Below are 16,054 nucleotides of genomic sequence, written 5' to 3' on the forward strand. Positions count from 1 at the left end.
TCGTTCCCGCGAAAGCGGGAACCCATAGAACGCCGAACCAGGATACTTAGCATGGATTCCCGCTTTCGCGGGAATGACGACGGTATTATGGTCGCAGGCGGGTTAGGCGGCGGCTGGCAGCGTGGCTTGCAGGCGCTGGCGGGCTTCTTCGATCGGGCCGTGGTCGACCCAGGCATTGAGGTCGAAGTCGCGGTCCAGCAGGCCGTGGATCAGCTGGAAGTTCTTCTGCTGGGCGAACAGTTCCAGCCGCTCTTGCGACAGATCCGGGGCCAGGTCGAGGTGGAAGCCGTCGCGGTAGGCTTCCACCACGCTGTCGGCCGAGCCGCGCGTTTCATCCTGCAGGATGCGGCGCAGTTCTGCCAGATTGTGCCTGGCCCAGTCGGCGGCGCGCAGGGTCTGGGTCAGGAAGCGCACCACCAGTTCGCGGTGGTTCTTCAGGAAATCCTCATGCACGGTGATCGGCCGTGGCGTACCGTTGTTGACGCGGAAGCGCTTGTGCGGCAGGTTGTCGATGTCGATGCCGACCACCAGCCCGGCCTCGCGCGCGGCGTGGGCGGCGGCCGCGCCCTTGACGTAGATGGCGTCCACTTCACCGCGATTCAGCGCGGCGATGCCTTGCCACAGGCCGCCGCCCAGATCGGCGCGGCCCCAGTCGCCCAGCTCCGGCGAGCGTCGGTTGCGCGCTTCTTCGGTGGCCAATTCGACCAGCACTGCGTCTTCCAGCGCCAGGCCGGCGGCGGCCAGCACGCCCTTGTAGCCGGCCAGGCTCATGCCGCGCGCGATGCTGTTGCCACGGCGGTTGTTGGCGATGTCGTCGGCGCGGAACGGCGGTAGCGCCAGGCGCTTGCCTTTGAGGTCGGCCGGCTGGTTGATGCCGGAGCCGGGACGAACCAGGATCGATTGCCACTCGTCGATCCAGGTCAGGCCGATCAGGCGGGTTGGCGCGCCTTGGGCGCGGGCTGGAATCGCCAGCAGGTTGCCGCCTTCGCGGATCAGCGTGTTCAACTGGTGGTCGTAGTGGTGTTTGGACAGCTCGCCACCGGCTTCCTGCAGGGTTTTGATGGCGATGCCATCGGCGGCAAATTCCTGATCCAGCCAGCCCAGCTTGTAGGCCAGCCCGGTCGCGGTGGGTACCGGACAGCGGGTGAACCAGATGGTGTCTACGGGGGATGTGCTCATGTTTTTCCTTGGTGGTTGATTGGGGACGGCCGCGCTGCGGCGCTGCCGTTGCGGCTTGTTGTGCAGGAAATATGCCCGGCCTCAGCCACGTCATGTGCTGCTGGTGCAGCAGCCGGGGGGGCAGCAACTGTTGCGTGCGCAACAGTTGCTGCTGTTTTGGACGGTTTTTTGTCGCTTTTTCGCTGGCATAGCGATTGCGTTATGACCTAGGTATCCCTCAACCTAAGGAGAATCACATGGCAGAATCCGCAACCCTGGACAAACCGGCAGCCGAGCACAAACTGAGCGAGGCGGTGCTGGCCTTCGCCGAGCAAACCCGCAAGCAGGCGCAGATCGCCTTCGACGCGCTGCGCAGCACCGGCAGCCTGACCGCGTATGGTACGGTGGGCTTTGTCGAACGCGTGCCGGGCGAGGAACTGGTGGTCATCGTCAACGACCCGGGGCCGTTCCGCAAGGGCGAGCCGCTGGTGGCGTCGATTCTCGGCCTGGACGGCACGGTCTACGCCGGCAATAACGGCGGTGGCGGCAACCGTTATCTGAAGCTGTTCCGCACCCACGCCGACATCACCACCATCTCGCACGTGCATTCGCCGGCGTTGGGTGCGTGGGCGCAGACCCATCGCACGCTGCCGATCCGCTATGTGCCGGTGCAGCGCTTCCAACTGATCCGCGAGATCCCGATCTACATCGATCGCCGTCAGCCGGAAGTCGATTACATCCTGGACCAGATCGCGCTGAATCCCTACAACACGGCGATCCTGGAAGCCAACGGCGGTTCCACGGTGTGGGGCAAACAGGGCTTGCTGAAAACTGCGGAATTCATTCTGCTGCTGGAAGAGGGCGCGAAGATTCAGATCGACGCGGAAGCCATCGGCGGCTCGCGCGATTTCGGTCCGGGCGTGCTGCGCCAGCAGTGGAAAATGAGCCCGTTGTACGAGAAAGCGCGCGAACTGAATCTGCTGCCTGCCACCGATCTGTAAGGGGATACCGACGATGTTCGATGCATTTGTTGTGCAACGTCGCCGTCTGCTGGCGGCAGCGGCTTTGCTGATCTCGGGGGCGGCGTTCGCGGCACCGGCGGCCGGTCTACCGGAAACTGTGCGCATCGCGGCGGTGGCGCGTAATGCCACTGGCGGCAAGACGGCGTTTGCCGGTTCGTCGGCGCTGGTGGCCAATCAGGGCTGGCTGGCGACGGAGCTGGGCAAGCTGGGCGTGCGGCTGGAGTGGGTGCCGGTGACCACCAATTCGGTGGCGGTGCAGGTCAACGAGGCGTTTGCCAACAAGTCGATCGACTTCGCGCAGTATGGGGATCTGCCGTCCATCATCGCCAACGCGTCGGGTTTGCAGACGCGGTTGGTGGTGCCGGGCGGGAGTCTGAGTAATACCTATCTGGTGGTGCCGTATAACTCGACGGCGCGTTCGATCCAGGATTTGAAGGGCAAGAAGATCGCGCTGCATCGCGGCCGGCCGTGGGAGTATCCGTTTGCACGGCTGCTGGAGGCGAGTGGCTTGAAGACCGGCGATGTCAAGCTGCTTAATCTGAATCCGCAGGCGGGAGCGGCGGCGCTGGCCAGTGGCAGTGCCGATGCGTTCTTCACGCTCAGTGATGCGTTTCTGCTGGAGGACAAGAAGATAGGTCGCATCATCTGGGCCAGCAAGACGCCGCCGCAGGATTGGAAGATGCGCGCGGAGCTGTGGGGTAGCGCGGATTTTCTGGCGAAGTATCCGCAACTGGCGCAGTTGGTGACGACGGCGTATGTGAGGGCGCACCAGATTGCCAGTGTGGATGGCGGGCGTGAGGAGTATATCCGCACCGAGGCCTTGTCCGGCCAGCCGGAAAGCGTGGTGCGGCGCGAGCTGGATGGCGATGCGCGGCCGTGGAAGCAGCGTTGGTCGCCGCGTCTGACGCCGGAGGTCAAGGCGCATTACGCGGCCGAGGCGCTGTACGCGAAGCAGGCTGGCTTGATCGGCAAGCCGCTGGATACCAGCACGCTGTACGCGCCGCAGTTTGTCGAGCAGGCGCTGGTTGACCTCAAGCTGCAGCAGTACTGGGCGCCATGAGTTCCATCATCACGACTGGGGCGCCACAATCGGCTGCGCCGGGAGCGCGATCGGCTGCTCGTGCGCGGAGCGGCATCGGCGTCGGCGTCGGCGGCCGACTGCTGGAGTGCTGGCTGGCCGCGCGTTGGTCGGCGTGGACTTCGCCGCTGTTGCTGCTGGCCGTGTGGTCGCTCGCCACCTGGCTTGATTGGGCACCGGAGCAGATCCTGGTCTCGCCCCTGCAAGTGCTGCACACCGCCTGGGAGCTGACCGTGAGCGGCGAGCTGCAAGAACATCTGGAAGTCAGCCTGCTGCGGCTGGGCGGCGGTTTCGTCATCGGCGGCATCGGCGGCATCGTGTTCGGCCTGCTGCTTGGCTTGTCGCCAGCACTGCGCGCCTACACCGCGCCCACCTTCCACGTGCTGCGCCAGCTGCCATCGGTGGCGCTGATCCCGCTGTTCATCCTGCTGTTCGGCATAGGCGAAAGCTTCAAGATCTTCATCGTGGTGAAAGCCACCTTCTTCATCGTCGCGCTGGCCGTGCATGACGCCGTGGCCGGTCTGTCGGAGCGCTACATCGAAGTGGCACGCATTTACGGTTTCACGCGCTGGCAGCAGGTGCGGCGCGTGGTGCTGCCGGCCATTGTCCCGGCCACGCTGACCGGCGTGCGCATCGCGTTGAGCCGCTCGTGGATGGTACTGGTCGGCGCCGAACTGCTGGCCGCCGACAGCGGCCTCGGACAAATGATGGAAATGGCGCGCCAGATGTTCCGCCTGGACGTGGTGATGGTCGGCGTGGTGCTGACCGGCGCCATCGGCTTTGCGCTGGATCGTGGCTTACGTTGGCTGGAAGCGCACTTGATGCGCTGGCAGCGCGGCGACAAGGAGTCTGCATGAAATTGAATTTCGCGGCCAACGCCGCAAAAGGGCTGCTGCTGCCACTGGCGCTGCTGGCCATCTGGGAATGGGCATCGCGCCAGGGCGCAGGTGCCGCCTATGTGTTTGTCCCGCTGGAGCAGCTGGCCAACGGATTGGCCGAGCTGCTGCGCAGCGGCGAATTGTGGCTGCACCTGCGCGCCAGCCTGACCCGCACGCTGCAAGGACTGCTGATCGGTGGCACGCTGGGCATCGCCACCGGCACGCTGATGGCACAATCGCGCGTGGCCGATCGCCTGATTGGTCCTCTGTTCCACAGCATCCGCCAGGTGCCGCTGCTTGGCCTGGTGCCGTTGCTCGGGTTGTGGGTCGGCAGCGGCGATGCCGCCAAGCTGCTGGTGATCGTCATCGCGGCGTTCTACCCGACGGTGCTGAATACCGCCGAGGGCATGCGCCAGGTCGACGCTTCGTATCGTGAAGTCGGCCGCATGCTGACGCTGACGCGCACCCAGACCTTCCGCCGCCTGCTGCTGCCGGCCGCGCTGCCGGCCATCGTCACCGGCATCACGCATGCGCAGGCGTTTGGTTGGCTGGCCTGTGTTGGCGGTGAATTGCTGTTTGCGGCGGGGCCGGGTATCGGCTCGCTGCTGATTAACGCCGAGCAGGGCGGCCGCATGGAAGTGGTGCTGCTCGCCGTGCTGGCGATCGCGCTGCTGGCGCAGGCCATGAACTTTGTGTTCCAGCGCGCCGCGCGCTTGCTGGTGCGGGGGCGCAGCAGCCTATGAACGCCCCTGTTATCGACGCCGTGCGCGCGGCGCCGGCCACCAATGAGGTGCGCCGTTTTCTGATCGGCTTTGTCGGCCTGACGCTGTTGTCCGGTATGACGATTGGCATGAACAAGGTACTCAGCACGCTGCTGGGGATACATCTGGGTGTCAGCAATTTGCAGTTGGCGGTGATTAGCAGCGCCGAGACGTTTGCCATGGCGCTGGGGACCATCCCGGCTGGCTACATTCTTTCGCGCGGCAATCCCAAGCACTTGTATGCGGCGGTCAGCCTGACGCTGTCGGCGGCGTTTTGCGCTTTACCCTGGCTGCCGGGATGGCAGTGGGTGGCGTTGCTGATGTTTTTGGTGGGACTGTGCATCTCGCTGCGCATTGTGGCCATGAGCACCGTGTTTCTGGTGCGGCTGCCGGAGATCGGCCAGTCACGCGCAGGCTGGTACAAGGGCACGCTGACGTTGGGCATGCAGTTCGCCGGACCGCTGACCGGCAACTACGCCATCGCCAATCTGGGACTGAAGGCGGGCTTTCTGGTGTCGGCAGGGATGTTCGCGCTGCTGGCGGTGCTCGGATGGCACGTGCTGCCGGAGCGCTCCGGCCGGACTGTGGGCGCGCAGCGTGGCACAGCGGCGGGGGCCGCCGACGTCGCCGAGCCGGCGTCCAGCTGGCGCGCGTTGTGGCGCTTGCCGGCGGTGCGCACCACTTATCTGTTCGAAGTGCTGGCCAGTTTCACTGCCTCCAGCGTGGGCGTGTTCTCGCTGCTGCTGGCGATGCGCGTGCTGCATTGGCCGCACCAGCACGCGGTGTGGCTGATGGCGGTGCAGGGACTGAGCTTTGTGGTGGTCTTGCTGGGCATGGGCAAGCCGGTGCTGGGTAGCCCGCATCGTGACCGCATCTACGGCGGCGCGCACCTGGCCATCATGCTGGCCTTGCTGTTGCTGGGCACCTTGCCATACACGCCGGCCTATTTGTTCGCCTCCGTGCTGCTGGGCCTTGGACTGGGCGTGAACGCGCTGGTGAACACCGACCGCATCGGCCGCGCGCCGGTGGACAAGGCGCGCGTGTCCTCGCATCTGACTTTGTTAGGCATGGTGGGCGGCACCGGCGGTGCATTGGCCGCCGGCCGTCTGGCCGACAGTATCGGTCTGCAGCACGTATTCCTGGCCTGGCTGCTGCCATGGCTGCTGGCCTGGTGCTTCTATCACCTGCGCCGTGTTTTACCCCAAGGAGAAATCTCAGCATGAACGCCCCGATCAACTTCACGGCCACCCAATTGCCAGTCGCCGAATTGCGCCGCGCGCGTAGCGGAAGCCTGCGGATCGAGCATGTCAGCAAATCGTTCCAGTTGAAATCCGGCCCGCTGCTGGTGCTGGACGATATCTCGCTAACGGTGGAACCGGGCGAATTTGTCGCCATCGTCGGTGGTTCCGGCTGCGGCAAGTCGACCTTGCTGCGCCTACTGGCCGGGCTGGATACCGATTATCAGGGCCAGTTGCTGCACGACGGCCAGCCGATCACCGGCACCGGCCTGCAACGCGGCCTGGTATTTCAGGATCACCGCCTGTTCCCGTGGCTGACGGTGGAGCAGAACGTGGCACTCAGCTTCACCAATACCGACGTGCCGGCCGCCGAACGCAAACAGCGGGTGGCGGCGGAGATCGCGCGCGTGGGTCTGGATGGTTTCGCGGACGCTTATCCGCACCAGCTGTCGGGCGGCATGTCGCAGCGCGCGGCGATTGCCCGCGCCCTGGTCGGCCGGCCCGACGTGCTGCTGCTGGACGAACCGCTGGGCGCACTTGATGCGCTGACCCGCGTGCGCTTGCAGCAGGAGCTGCGCCGATTATGGCAGGACGAAGGCATCACCATGGTGATGGTGACTCACGATATCGAAGAAGCGGTCTATCTGGCCGACCGCATCGTAGTGCTGGAAGCGCGGCCGGGCCGTGTGCGCCGCATCCAGCCGGTGCCGCTGGCGCATCCACGCCAACGCGGCCAGACCGAATTCGTCACCATCCGCGATGGCCTGCACGCCGACTTCGGCGACCTGCGCGACGCACCACCCGCCACCGAGGCACCCGGCCTCGCGCAATGGGGCGCCGAAGACTGGGCGCGCCGGCTGGCGCTATAACCTCTCATTTATCAAGGAGACACTCATGAGCAATCCACTCGATACACTTTGGTACACCCGCTGCCCGGTGCCGACCGGCTTGGGCATCGCGGTACAGCAAGGCTGGCTGGAACAGGCCTTTACCGCCCAGTCGACCACCATTCGATCGCTACGCGAATCCAGCGACCAGGCGGTGCGCGAATCGCACTTCGATCACACGCTGCAAAACTCGGTGCGCCACGGCGGCAACATCCCGGCGCTGTGGGCCAAGGCCGATGGCCGCGATACACGCGTGATTGGCCTGTCCTGGGCCGACGAAACCCAGCGCATTCTGGTACTGCCGGACAGTGATATCAAAACCGTGCGCGATCTGCGCGGCCGCCGTTTTGGCCTGCCGCTGTGGCGCCGTGCCCAAATCGACTTCTCGCGCGCCCAGGCGCTGCGTGGGCTGGAGAACGCGCTTAAACTGGACGGCCTGTACGTGCACGATGTAACGCTGTTCGATTACGAAATCGACGCCGGCCAGAGCGATCGTCCGGCTGAACAACTGGCCGGCACCCATGTGTTCAGCGGCGGCCGTGCGCAGAATCCCGAGCTGCTTGGCCTGCTGCGTCGTGAGGTGGACGCGATCTTCCTCAAGGGCGCGCACGCGGCGCAAGTGGCGCAGCAATTCGGCCTGCGCACCATCATCGACACCGGCATCCACCCGGACCCGCTGATCCGCGCCAACAACGGCACGCCGCGCACGCTGAGCGTGGACACCAATCTGCTCGACCATCACTTCGACGCCGCAGTCACCATCGTCGAACAAGTGCTGCGCGCCGAAGAATGGGCACACCAGCATCCGGACGAAACGCGCCGCTTCCTGGCGCGCGAGACCAACAGCAGCGAATACTTCGTCGCCGCCGCCTACGGCGAGGACGCGCACCTGAAACTACGCACCGACCTGTCGGACAGCTCAATCGCCGGCTTGCAGGACTTTGCCGACTTCCTGCACCGCTGGCACTTCCTGCCGGCGCCGGTGGATGTGCGCAGCTGGATCGATGCGCGCCCGCTGCAGGCAGTGCTGGCCCAGGCGCGGCAGGCCGCATAATGGGAGCGCACCGGCCGGTATCCGCGTCGCGGTGGGACGCCTGGCTGCGCCAATGTGGCTTGGCGCTGGCGCTGGCCATTTGCGCCAGCGGCGGCATCGGCCTGGCGCGGGCGGAGCCGGAGGCGGTACGCATCGCCACCACCGCGTTCACCGAGAACGGCAAGCCGGCCATCGGCGGCGTGGCGTATCGCGTGCAACAGGAGGGCTGGTTGGCGGCACAATTGCAGCAGCGCGGCGTGCGGCTGGAATGGCTGCCGGTGACCGGAGATACCGGCGCCACCATGAACGAAGCCTTTGCCGCCAAACGCATCGACTTTGCTGCTTATGGCGACCTGCCTTCGGTGATACTCAATGCCGGCGGCGTGCGCACCCACGTGGTGGTGCCGATGGGACGCGGCGCCGACGTGTTTCTGCTAGTGGCGCCGGGATCGAGTGCGCGTTCGATCCGTGACCTCAAGGGCAAGCGTATCAGCGTGCATCGCGGCCGACCATGGGAACTCGGGTTGCGTCATCTGATCGAGGACAGTGGCCTGTCGGTCAACGACTTCACGCTGGTGAACATGGACATCAAGCCCGGCGCCGCCGCGTTGGCCACCGGCCGCGTCGACGCGCTGTTCGTCCTGAGCGGCGATGCGCTGGAGGAGCGCGGCGCCGGCCGCATCATCTGGAGCAGCAAGGGCAAGCCGGAACGCAAGATGCGCGCCGAGTTGTGGGGGCGGCGCGATTTCACGCGCGAGAATCTGGCGCTGGCGCAACTGGTGGCAACCGCCTGGCTGCGCGCGCAATACTGGGCGTCGCAGGAAGACAACCGCGACGCCTTCATCCTCGATGGCACCCGCAACGGCACGCCGGAGCGCGTGGTGCGGCGTGCCTACGACGACCCGCAGGTGAAATGGAAAGACCGCTTCTCGCCGCTGTACGACGGTTTGGTGTATCGTCATTATCGCGAGGTGCTGGCCTTCGCGCGCCAGCAAAAGCTGGTGCGCCGGGAACTAACGGTCAACGAACTGCTTGAGCCGCGCTTTGTCGATGCAGGACTGCGCGAGCTGGGGCTGACAAATTTTTGGACACAGGAGAAGCAACCATGAGTCAAGAGCGCAAACCAGCTACCATCTGGTATTCGCGCGGATCGATCCCGACGCCGCTCGGTCTGAGCGCGCAGCTGGGACTGTACGACAAGGAGTTCGCCGCCGACGGCATCACCATCAAGTCGCTTCAGGATTCCGACAATCCGGCCGAACTGGCCTCGCATTTCGAACACAATCTGCCGGATTCGTTCCGGCTGGGCGGCGCCGTGCAGCCGATCTGGGCGCGCGCCAAAGGACGCGACACGCGCGTCATCGGCGTTTCGTGGATCGATGAGTATCAGGTGATTCTGGCACTGCCCGAATCCGGCATCCAGACCGCGCGCGATCTGAAGGGCCGCAAACTGGGCCTGCCGCTGCAACCGGCGAATGCCGATGGTGTCGACGTGATGCGCGCCGAAGCCTTGCGCGGTCTGCTGGTGGCGCTGGAAACCGCCGGCCTGTCGGCCAAAGATGCGGAATGGGTGGACGTGACATCGCGCGTTAACGCGGTGCCGGAGCCGGATACGCCGGTGCGGCGCGGCAGCCAGCATCGCTACACGGCGCTGGTGCACGCGCTGGTACGTGGCGAGGTCGATGCGATTTACGTCAAGGACGTGCGCGGTGCCGAAGTCGCGCATTTGCTGGATGCGCGCGTGGTCATCGACCTCGGCTTCCATCCGGAGCAGTGGGTGCGGGTGAATAACTGCACGCCACGGCCGCTGACGGTCAACACGCTGACTTTGCAGCAGCATCCGGACCTGGTGCGGCGCTTCCTGGGCAGCATCGCGTCAGTGGACAGCTGGGCGCGGCGCAATCCGGGCCAGGCGCTGACGCACATCGCGCGCGAAACCAATTGGAGCGAGGCGTGGGTGCGCTTTGCCTATGGCGACCAGCTACACGAAAAGCTGGGCGTCAATCTGGACGACGCCTCACTGACGGCGCTCGACCAGTTCAAACGCTATCTGCTGGAGTGGGATTTCATCAAACAGGACTTCGACCTGGCGGCATGGGTCGATCCCGCGCCGCTGCGCTCATTGGGTCTAGCCTAAGCACAGCGGCGTTTGAACAGTTCCAGCTCGGGCCGTAAGCACTCGGTGGCGCAGCGCGGGTGGTAGCACAAGACGGTCTGACGTTGGCTTAACTGCTGCAAGCAATCTAGACGGAGGCGATGCCGACGACATCGTTTCGGCTATCTGACATCTCGAGCAGGCGGGGAGTGATTTATCTTGATCAATTAGTGAGCTAAAGTCAGCTGCGCTGGCTTTAGCCCACTCAGATGTTTACTGCAAATCGTCCAACTCTGGAAACTCCTCAATAACGACTTCCAATATGCCCATTTGTATTTGGCCTATGGATCTCCCCACTCCATCTCGTAATTGTTCAAATCGATCAGCAGAACAATTACCTTGGCATTTGTTCAGAAGCATGGAGAGTTCACGTATCGCTGCCAAGGCATGACGTTGGAGTTCTATAGCGCAATCTTTTTCAATCATTTGACGGACCCTGAACATTGTCTATAACACTGCCGATATTCCGAAGACGGCAAGTCACCGGGTGCGACAAGAACAAATACTCTCGATGGCAGTCGCGTTTTGTTGAGCATACCCGATCATCGCTGGGCCTGGACTAGACGCAGCGGCTTTTGAGAAGTTCCAGTTCGGTCAAAAAGCGTTCGGCGGCGAGGGCGGGGGGCCAGGGTTCCCATGGCGTGCCGCCGTAGATGGGGTGTAGCGGGTCGTCGCTGAGCGGCGGCACGGTGATTTTTAGCGTTTGTTCGACTTCCTGCGCCGACCAGCCGGCGATGTGTACCGCTTCGCTGGCGGCGGCCAGGCGGTCGGCGAATTTGTGGGCGGCGTGTTCTTTCGGCGTCCAATGCTGCAGGCCGTAGCGGATAAACACCGCCGCTTCCAGTTTCTGTGACAGGGTCTTGAAGGCGTCGCCCAGGAAGGGCTTGAGCGGGGAGATGCAGTCGAAGCCGAGCAGACCCTCCTCGGCGTCGTGCAGCAGTTCGCGCAGCGCCGCTTCCGGCGCCAGCGTCAGCCCGGCGCTGCGGCAGGCGGCGGCGCGTACCTGCATCACGGTCAGCGAGTGCTGCGCTACCGATAGCGGCAGCGGCCACGCCGAATGTCCACCCCAGCGATAGGTGCGCGCCAAACCGAGGGCGAGGTCGCTGTCGTCCCAGTCGAAGGGCGTGGGGTCGAGCAGATCCAGTCGTCTGCCCGACGGCATGCGCACCCAGGCGCGTTGTTCATGATCTCTGGCCATGTGGAGATTTTACACGTGCCAAGTGAATTTATTCTTGGCAACGTGTAATGGTTTTGGCACACTTGAAGAATTGCTCACTCTCTCCTTAAAGTGCCATGGCGACCAGACCCCCCTATATCTATCAAGGCGGCTCGGTGATGATGCATTCACCGCTGCAGTTGAAGAATTCCGACATGTACGGCTTTTTCGTCAAGGGCGAACTGGCCAAGCTGCAGGCGACGCTGGACGATACGCTGAACACGGTGGCAGGCCAACGCATGACGTTCAAGGCGATTTCGCCGTATGTGCTGATCACCTTCACGCGCGTGAACCACGCCGATTCGGCGGTGCCGGTCGACCATGACAAGGGCTGGATTACGGAAATCGACATCGTCACCTGGATCATGGTCGGCGCCATGGATGCCGAGGGCAAGCTGGCGCACATTTACTATTATCCGGCCCATATCTTCGTTGACGATGCGATGGCGCTGATTAATGGCCGTGAGCTGTTCGGCTATCCGAAGTATCTGTGCGAATACGAGATCGACGCCAAGCGCTGCGCCTTGTCGGCCAAGGGCTTCCATCCGTTTTCGCCCGAGACCAAGATCGCCCTGCATCCGCTGCTGGAGGTGAACGCCACCGTGGCCAACGACGGCGAGCGTGAAGTCAGCAGCCTGCTGGAGTTGATCGAGCAGGCGATAGAGCTGTTCTTGTCGATACCCGATTTCTTCAACATGGACGTTGCTGGCTGGGAGGACATCATTTCGCTGCTGCGCAATCCGCGTATCGATCAGATCTTCCTCAAGCAGTTCCCGGACAGCGCCGGCCTGAAGGCGGTGTACCAGGCGATTCTGGCTGCGCCGGCCACCATCGAGAAAATCCACAGCGGTAAAGTGCTGGGCTATGAATACGAGGCGATTCTGCACGCCTTCGACAGCTTCCCGCTGAACGAAACGCTGGGCCTCAAGCTTGGACCGCAGCAGGCCATTCTGCCGTATTACCTGAATTTCGATTTCACCGCGCAGCCGGGCGAGGAGCTGGTAGACAATTCGTCGATCGCGCCGCAGAAGATCGCGATCCTCGGCGGCGGCGTCAGCGCCATGACCACCGCCTACTATCTGACCGAGCAGCCGGGATGGCAGAACAATTACGACATCACGGTCTACCAGCAGGGCTGGCGACTGGGTGGCAAGGGTGCCAGCGGACGCAATGCGAAGTATGGTCAGCGCATCGAGGAGCACGGCCTGCACATCTGGTTTGGCTTCTATTCGAATGCGTTCAAGATGATCAAGGCCGCTTATGCGAGCTTGAATCGCCCGGCTGGCGCGCCGCTGGCGACCTGGCAGGACGCTTTCAAGCAGCAGGATTATGTGGCGTTGTCGGAGCGGGTGGGCGATCAGTGGCATAACTGGTCGATCGTGTTCCCAACGCTGCCCGGCGAGCCGGGCGAGGGCGATCAGAAGATCACGCTGTGGCAGATGGCGGTGGCGATGGTGGGCTGGATCGAGCAATGGATACGCAGCCTGGATAATCTGACCAAGGAGATGGAGCTGCCGCCGCACGAGCATCACACCGGCGTGATTCCGGACTGGCTGTATCACTTGTCCGAAGGCGTGAGCTCGTCGGTGCATGAGCTGCTGGAGGATGTGTCGCTGCTGGCCGGCGCCTTGTCCGGACTGGTGTTCAATATGGCGGAGGACGCGGATGAAGGTCAGCATCTGGCGCTGGCCGGCGCCATGGCGGGTGTGCGCGGCAAGCTGCATGTGCGTTACGACAAGCTGCTCGCACGCGCCGAGGGCGATGTGATTGATGATGTGCGCCGTCTGTTCATCTGCCTGGACTTGGGCATAACGGTGATCAAGGGTGTGTTCGAGGATGGCGTCATCAAGCACGGTTTCGATGTCATCAACGATATTGATTTTCGCGACTGGCTGCGCAAGCATGGCGGCGATGAAGAGTTGTGCGTGAACTCGGCGCCGGTGCGCGGGTTCTATGATCTGATCTTCGCTTACGAGAACGGCGATTTCGACAAGCCGAACGCGGAAGCGGGCACCATGTTGCGCGCGATGGCGCGTATCGGCTTGTGCTACAAGGGCGGCATCATGTTCAAGATGCAGGCCGGGATGGGGGATACCATCTTTACGCCGATGTATCAGGCACTGAAAAAGCGCGGTGTGAAGTTCAAGTTCTTCCACAAGGTGGAGGAACTGGTGCCGGACGGGGGTCAGGTGGGCAGCATTCGCATGACGCAGCAGGTGCAGCTGGCTGGCGCGGAATATGACCCGCTGGTGTCGGTAAAGGATCTGGATTGCTGGCCGAGCGAGCCGCTGTATGGGCAGATCGATGCGGCGCAGGCGGCGCTGCTGCAAGAGAAGAACATCAATCTGGAGTCGCATTGGACCGATTGGCCGCAGGTGTATCGTGAATCGTTCGGCAAGGAGCTGCCGGCGCTGACCTTGAAGCGCGGCGTGGATTTTGATCAGGTGGTGTTTGGCATTTCGATCGGTTCGCTGCCGGTATTGTGCCCGCAACTGCTGGCGCGTTCGCCGGCGTTGCTGGTGACGTCGGAAAAGGTGCTGACGGTGGCGACGCAGGCGTATCAGGTGTGGCTGAACAAGGATCTGGCGCAGATGGGTTGGACCTATCAGCCGCAAGGCCAGCAGCCGGTGTTGAGTGGCTTCACCGAGCCATATGATACCTGGGCACCGATGGATCAACTGCTGGTGCGCGAGGATTGGCCGGCCGGGCTGGATCCGCGCAATGTGTCTTACTTCTGCAGCGCGCTGCCGGCGGACAGTTATCCGCCGGTTAGCGATCATGATTTCCCGGCGCGGATGGCGGCGGTGGCCAAGGATGGGGCGATTCATCAGTTGAGCAAGGAGATTGCGTCATTGTGGTCGGCCGCCGGTCCTTCCGGGGCGTTCCCCTGGCAATGGCTGGTGGATGGCAGCGAGGCCACTGGCGTGCAGCGCTTCGATGCGCAGTACTGGCGGGCCAATGTGGACCCGTCGGAGCGTTATGTGATGTCGGTGGTGGGCAGTACGCGCTATCGCTTGCAGGCCGACCAGTCGGGCTTCTCGAATCTGTTCCTGACCGGGGACTGGATCAAGACCGGCATCAACGCCGGCTGTGTGGAGGCTGCGGTGATGGCGGGCATGCAGACGTCGCGCGCCATCAGCGGTTATCCGACTGTGATCGAAGGGGAAACTGACTTTTGACGCGGGCCTTCTAAAGCTGTTTGTGGAAGAAGGTGGTGCCGCAGTAGGCGCCATCCGGCATTAGCGCGTAGTTGGGCACCACGCCGGCCACTTGCCAGCCGGCGCGCTGGTACAGGCGTTCGGCGTCGCCGCCGGTGACGGTGTCCAGCACGAGGACGGTTTTGCCTTCCTCGTGTGCTGCCTGGTCGACGGCGGCCATCAGCTGGGCGGCGACGCCACGGCGGCGGGCATCGCGGTGGACCAGCATCTTGGCGACGTCGGCGCGGTGTGGCTGGTTGTCGGGCAGGGCGGTGATTAGCTGCACGGTGCCGACGATGAGGCCTTGCGCGGTTTCCGCTACCAGCAGCACGCGTTCACGGCACGCGGTTGCGCCCAGCACGCCGCGCCAGAAGTTCAGCGCCTTCTCACGCGGTAGCGGCAGCATGAAGCTGACCGACGCGCCGCCTTCCACGCAGTCGATCAATACGTCGGCCAGCGCCGCCGCCAATTCCTCACCGCGCTGCGCGGCTTCCTCCGTCGTCACGCGGCGCACATTGATGGCGTTCATGCGCTTCTCCTGGTGGCGGGTTGGCTGGTCAGCGCCACCAGGTAGCGCGCTTGTTTGCGGGTCGGGTTGTGATAGACGATGTGACGATCCAGCCGCATCGCCAGCGTATCGCCGGTCTCCAGCCGCCAGTGCTGCTCGCCGACGTTGATCTCCATCGCGCCTTCGATCATCCACACTTGCTGGTGGATGTCCGCATTGTGCGGCACGCTGTCATAGGCCACGCGCTGCCCGGCCGGGAACACCACGTCCACCAGCTGCAGCGGCGACGGCGCCGCCGGCGACAGGCTGCGGCGCATGTAGCCGGAACCGGGGTCGGTCCATACCGGCTGCTCGCCCACGCGCGCCACCGGTGACGGTTCGTCGCCCGGCGTTCCTTTATCCTCAAACAGTGCCGCCAGCGCCACGCCGAGCGCGCTGGCCAGTTTATCCAGCACGGCGGCGGTGGGGCTGCTCTCGCCGCGTTCGATCAGCGAGATGTTGGAGCGGCTAACGCCGCTGCGGGTGGCCAGCGCGTCGAGCGACAGGCTATGCGCGTCGCGCAGTTCCCGCACGCGGCGGGCGATCAGTAGGTTGATGTCCATGAATTCCATTTTACAGGAAATTCATGTCCAGTAAACTGGAATCAGCGTTTGCCTTCGTGTTTGTTGCGATTGCTGTCAGAGTAATCGTCACCGCGTGCGCCAGCGTTTTTATCACGATGGGTGGCGGCCGTGGCGGCGGCAGCGGCGCTTTGCTGGTTGTGCAGATCGCCACGGTTCTGGTTATCCTGGCGCACCGCGTGCTCCGAGCGTGCCGGGCCACGGCCCTGCTGCTCCTGCTGTTTGAGATCGCGCGGATCGGATTTGTTCGATGGGCTCATGATGCTCTCCTTGTCTGAAGCCGCGGCACGGGTGTGGCGCGTG

General features: G+C 63.8%; 16 protein-coding genes. 10 read left to right on the forward strand and 6 right to left on the reverse strand.

What is annotated here, in order from left to right; all coding sequences use genetic code 11:
• Window positions 1–102 precede the first annotated feature (102 nt).
• Complete coding sequence (locus GJ699_RS11855) at window positions 103–1,179, reverse strand: ABC transporter substrate-binding protein (RefSeq protein ID WP_154376381.1); 1,077 nt, start codon at window positions 1,177–1,179, stop codon at window positions 103–105.
• 236 nt (window positions 1,180–1,415) lie between these two features.
• Between GJ699_RS11855 and GJ699_RS11860 the strand changes: the two genes are divergently transcribed.
• The 9 genes from GJ699_RS11860 to GJ699_RS11900 are packed head-to-tail and all read left to right on the forward strand — an operon-like array spanning window position 1,416 to window position 10,192.
• Window positions 1,416–2,159: a class II aldolase/adducin family protein gene (locus tag GJ699_RS11860; protein ID WP_154376383.1), complete on the forward strand. Its 744-nt coding sequence runs from the start codon at window positions 1,416–1,418 to the stop codon at window positions 2,157–2,159.
• Window positions 2,160–2,172: 13 nt separating this feature from the next.
• On the forward strand, window positions 2,173–3,240 hold the full coding sequence (locus GJ699_RS11865; RefSeq protein ID WP_154376385.1) for an ABC transporter substrate-binding protein: 1,068 nt from the start codon (window positions 2,173–2,175) through the stop codon (window positions 3,238–3,240).
• Complete coding sequence (locus GJ699_RS11870) at window positions 3,237–4,115, forward strand: ABC transporter permease (RefSeq protein ID WP_154376387.1); 879 nt, start codon at window positions 3,237–3,239, stop codon at window positions 4,113–4,115. The genes GJ699_RS11865 and GJ699_RS11870 overlap by 4 nt, the downstream gene beginning before the upstream one ends.
• Complete coding sequence (locus GJ699_RS11875; RefSeq protein WP_154376389.1) at window positions 4,112–4,879, forward strand: ABC transporter permease; 768 nt, start codon at window positions 4,112–4,114, stop codon at window positions 4,877–4,879. Before GJ699_RS11870 ends, GJ699_RS11875 begins: the two co-directional genes overlap by 4 nt.
• The gene (locus tag GJ699_RS11880; protein WP_154376391.1) at window positions 4,876–6,120 is read left to right on the forward strand and encodes an MFS transporter; all 1,245 of its coding nucleotides are present in this window, start codon (window positions 4,876–4,878) and stop codon (window positions 6,118–6,120) included. Before GJ699_RS11875 ends, GJ699_RS11880 begins: the two co-directional genes overlap by 4 nt.
• The gene (locus tag GJ699_RS11885) at window positions 6,117–7,004 is read left to right on the forward strand and encodes an ABC transporter ATP-binding protein (RefSeq protein ID WP_154376394.1); all 888 of its coding nucleotides are present in this window, start codon (window positions 6,117–6,119) and stop codon (window positions 7,002–7,004) included. Before GJ699_RS11880 ends, GJ699_RS11885 begins: the two co-directional genes overlap by 4 nt.
• 25 nt (window positions 7,005–7,029) lie before the next feature.
• Window positions 7,030–8,076, forward strand: a complete 1,047-nt coding sequence (locus GJ699_RS11890; RefSeq protein ID WP_154376396.1) for an ABC transporter substrate-binding protein — start codon at window positions 7,030–7,032, stop codon at window positions 8,074–8,076.
• Entirely contained in the window at window positions 8,076–9,164 is a 1,089-nt protein-coding gene (locus GJ699_RS11895) for an ABC transporter substrate-binding protein (RefSeq protein WP_154376398.1), read from the forward strand. Before GJ699_RS11890 ends, GJ699_RS11895 begins: the two co-directional genes overlap by 1 nt.
• Window positions 9,161–10,192 (forward strand): ABC transporter substrate-binding protein, encoded by a 1,032-nt coding sequence (locus GJ699_RS11900; protein ID WP_154376400.1) that lies wholly within the window; start codon window positions 9,161–9,163, stop codon window positions 10,190–10,192. The genes GJ699_RS11895 and GJ699_RS11900 overlap by 4 nt, the downstream gene beginning before the upstream one ends.
• A 231-nt stretch (window positions 10,193–10,423) precedes the next feature.
• Here GJ699_RS11900 and GJ699_RS11905 read toward each other — a convergent pair whose 3' ends face one another.
• Window positions 10,424–10,636 carry a hypothetical protein gene (locus GJ699_RS11905; RefSeq protein ID WP_154376402.1) on the reverse strand — a complete coding sequence of 71 codons (213 nt, stop codon included), beginning with the start codon at window positions 10,634–10,636 and terminating at the stop codon, window positions 10,424–10,426.
• Between the two features lie 133 nt (window positions 10,637–10,769).
• Window positions 10,770–11,408, reverse strand: a complete 639-nt coding sequence (locus GJ699_RS11910; protein ID WP_154376404.1) for a phosphohydrolase — start codon at window positions 11,406–11,408, stop codon at window positions 10,770–10,772.
• Window positions 11,409–11,503: 95 nt separating this feature from the next.
• On the opposite strand from GJ699_RS11910, the gene GJ699_RS11915 reads away from it, so the two are divergent.
• On the forward strand, window positions 11,504–14,605 hold the full coding sequence (locus GJ699_RS11915; RefSeq protein WP_154376406.1) for an NAD(P)-binding protein: 3,102 nt from the start codon (window positions 11,504–11,506) through the stop codon (window positions 14,603–14,605).
• A 10-nt stretch (window positions 14,606–14,615) separates the two neighbouring features.
• Here GJ699_RS11915 and GJ699_RS11920 read toward each other — a convergent pair whose 3' ends face one another.
• The 3 genes from GJ699_RS11920 to GJ699_RS11930 are packed head-to-tail and all read right to left on the reverse strand — an operon-like array spanning window position 14,616 to window position 16,011.
• A complete protein-coding gene (locus GJ699_RS11920; protein WP_154376408.1) occupies window positions 14,616–15,152 on the reverse strand; it encodes a GNAT family N-acetyltransferase in 537 nt (178 codons plus the stop codon).
• On the reverse strand, window positions 15,149–15,733 hold the full coding sequence (locus tag GJ699_RS11925) for a helix-turn-helix domain-containing protein (protein ID WP_154376410.1): 585 nt from the start codon (window positions 15,731–15,733) through the stop codon (window positions 15,149–15,151). Before GJ699_RS11925 ends, GJ699_RS11920 begins: the two co-directional genes overlap by 4 nt.
• A 41-nt stretch (window positions 15,734–15,774) precedes the next feature.
• The gene (locus tag GJ699_RS11930) at window positions 15,775–16,011 is read right to left on the reverse strand and encodes a hypothetical protein (protein WP_154376413.1); all 237 of its coding nucleotides are present in this window, start codon (window positions 16,009–16,011) and stop codon (window positions 15,775–15,777) included.
• Window positions 16,012–16,054: the final 43 nt, after the last annotated feature.

This window comes from Duganella guangzhouensis (genome assembly GCF_009674535.1).
GTDB lineage: Bacteria > Pseudomonadota > Gammaproteobacteria > Burkholderiales > Burkholderiaceae_D > Rugamonas > Rugamonas guangzhouensis.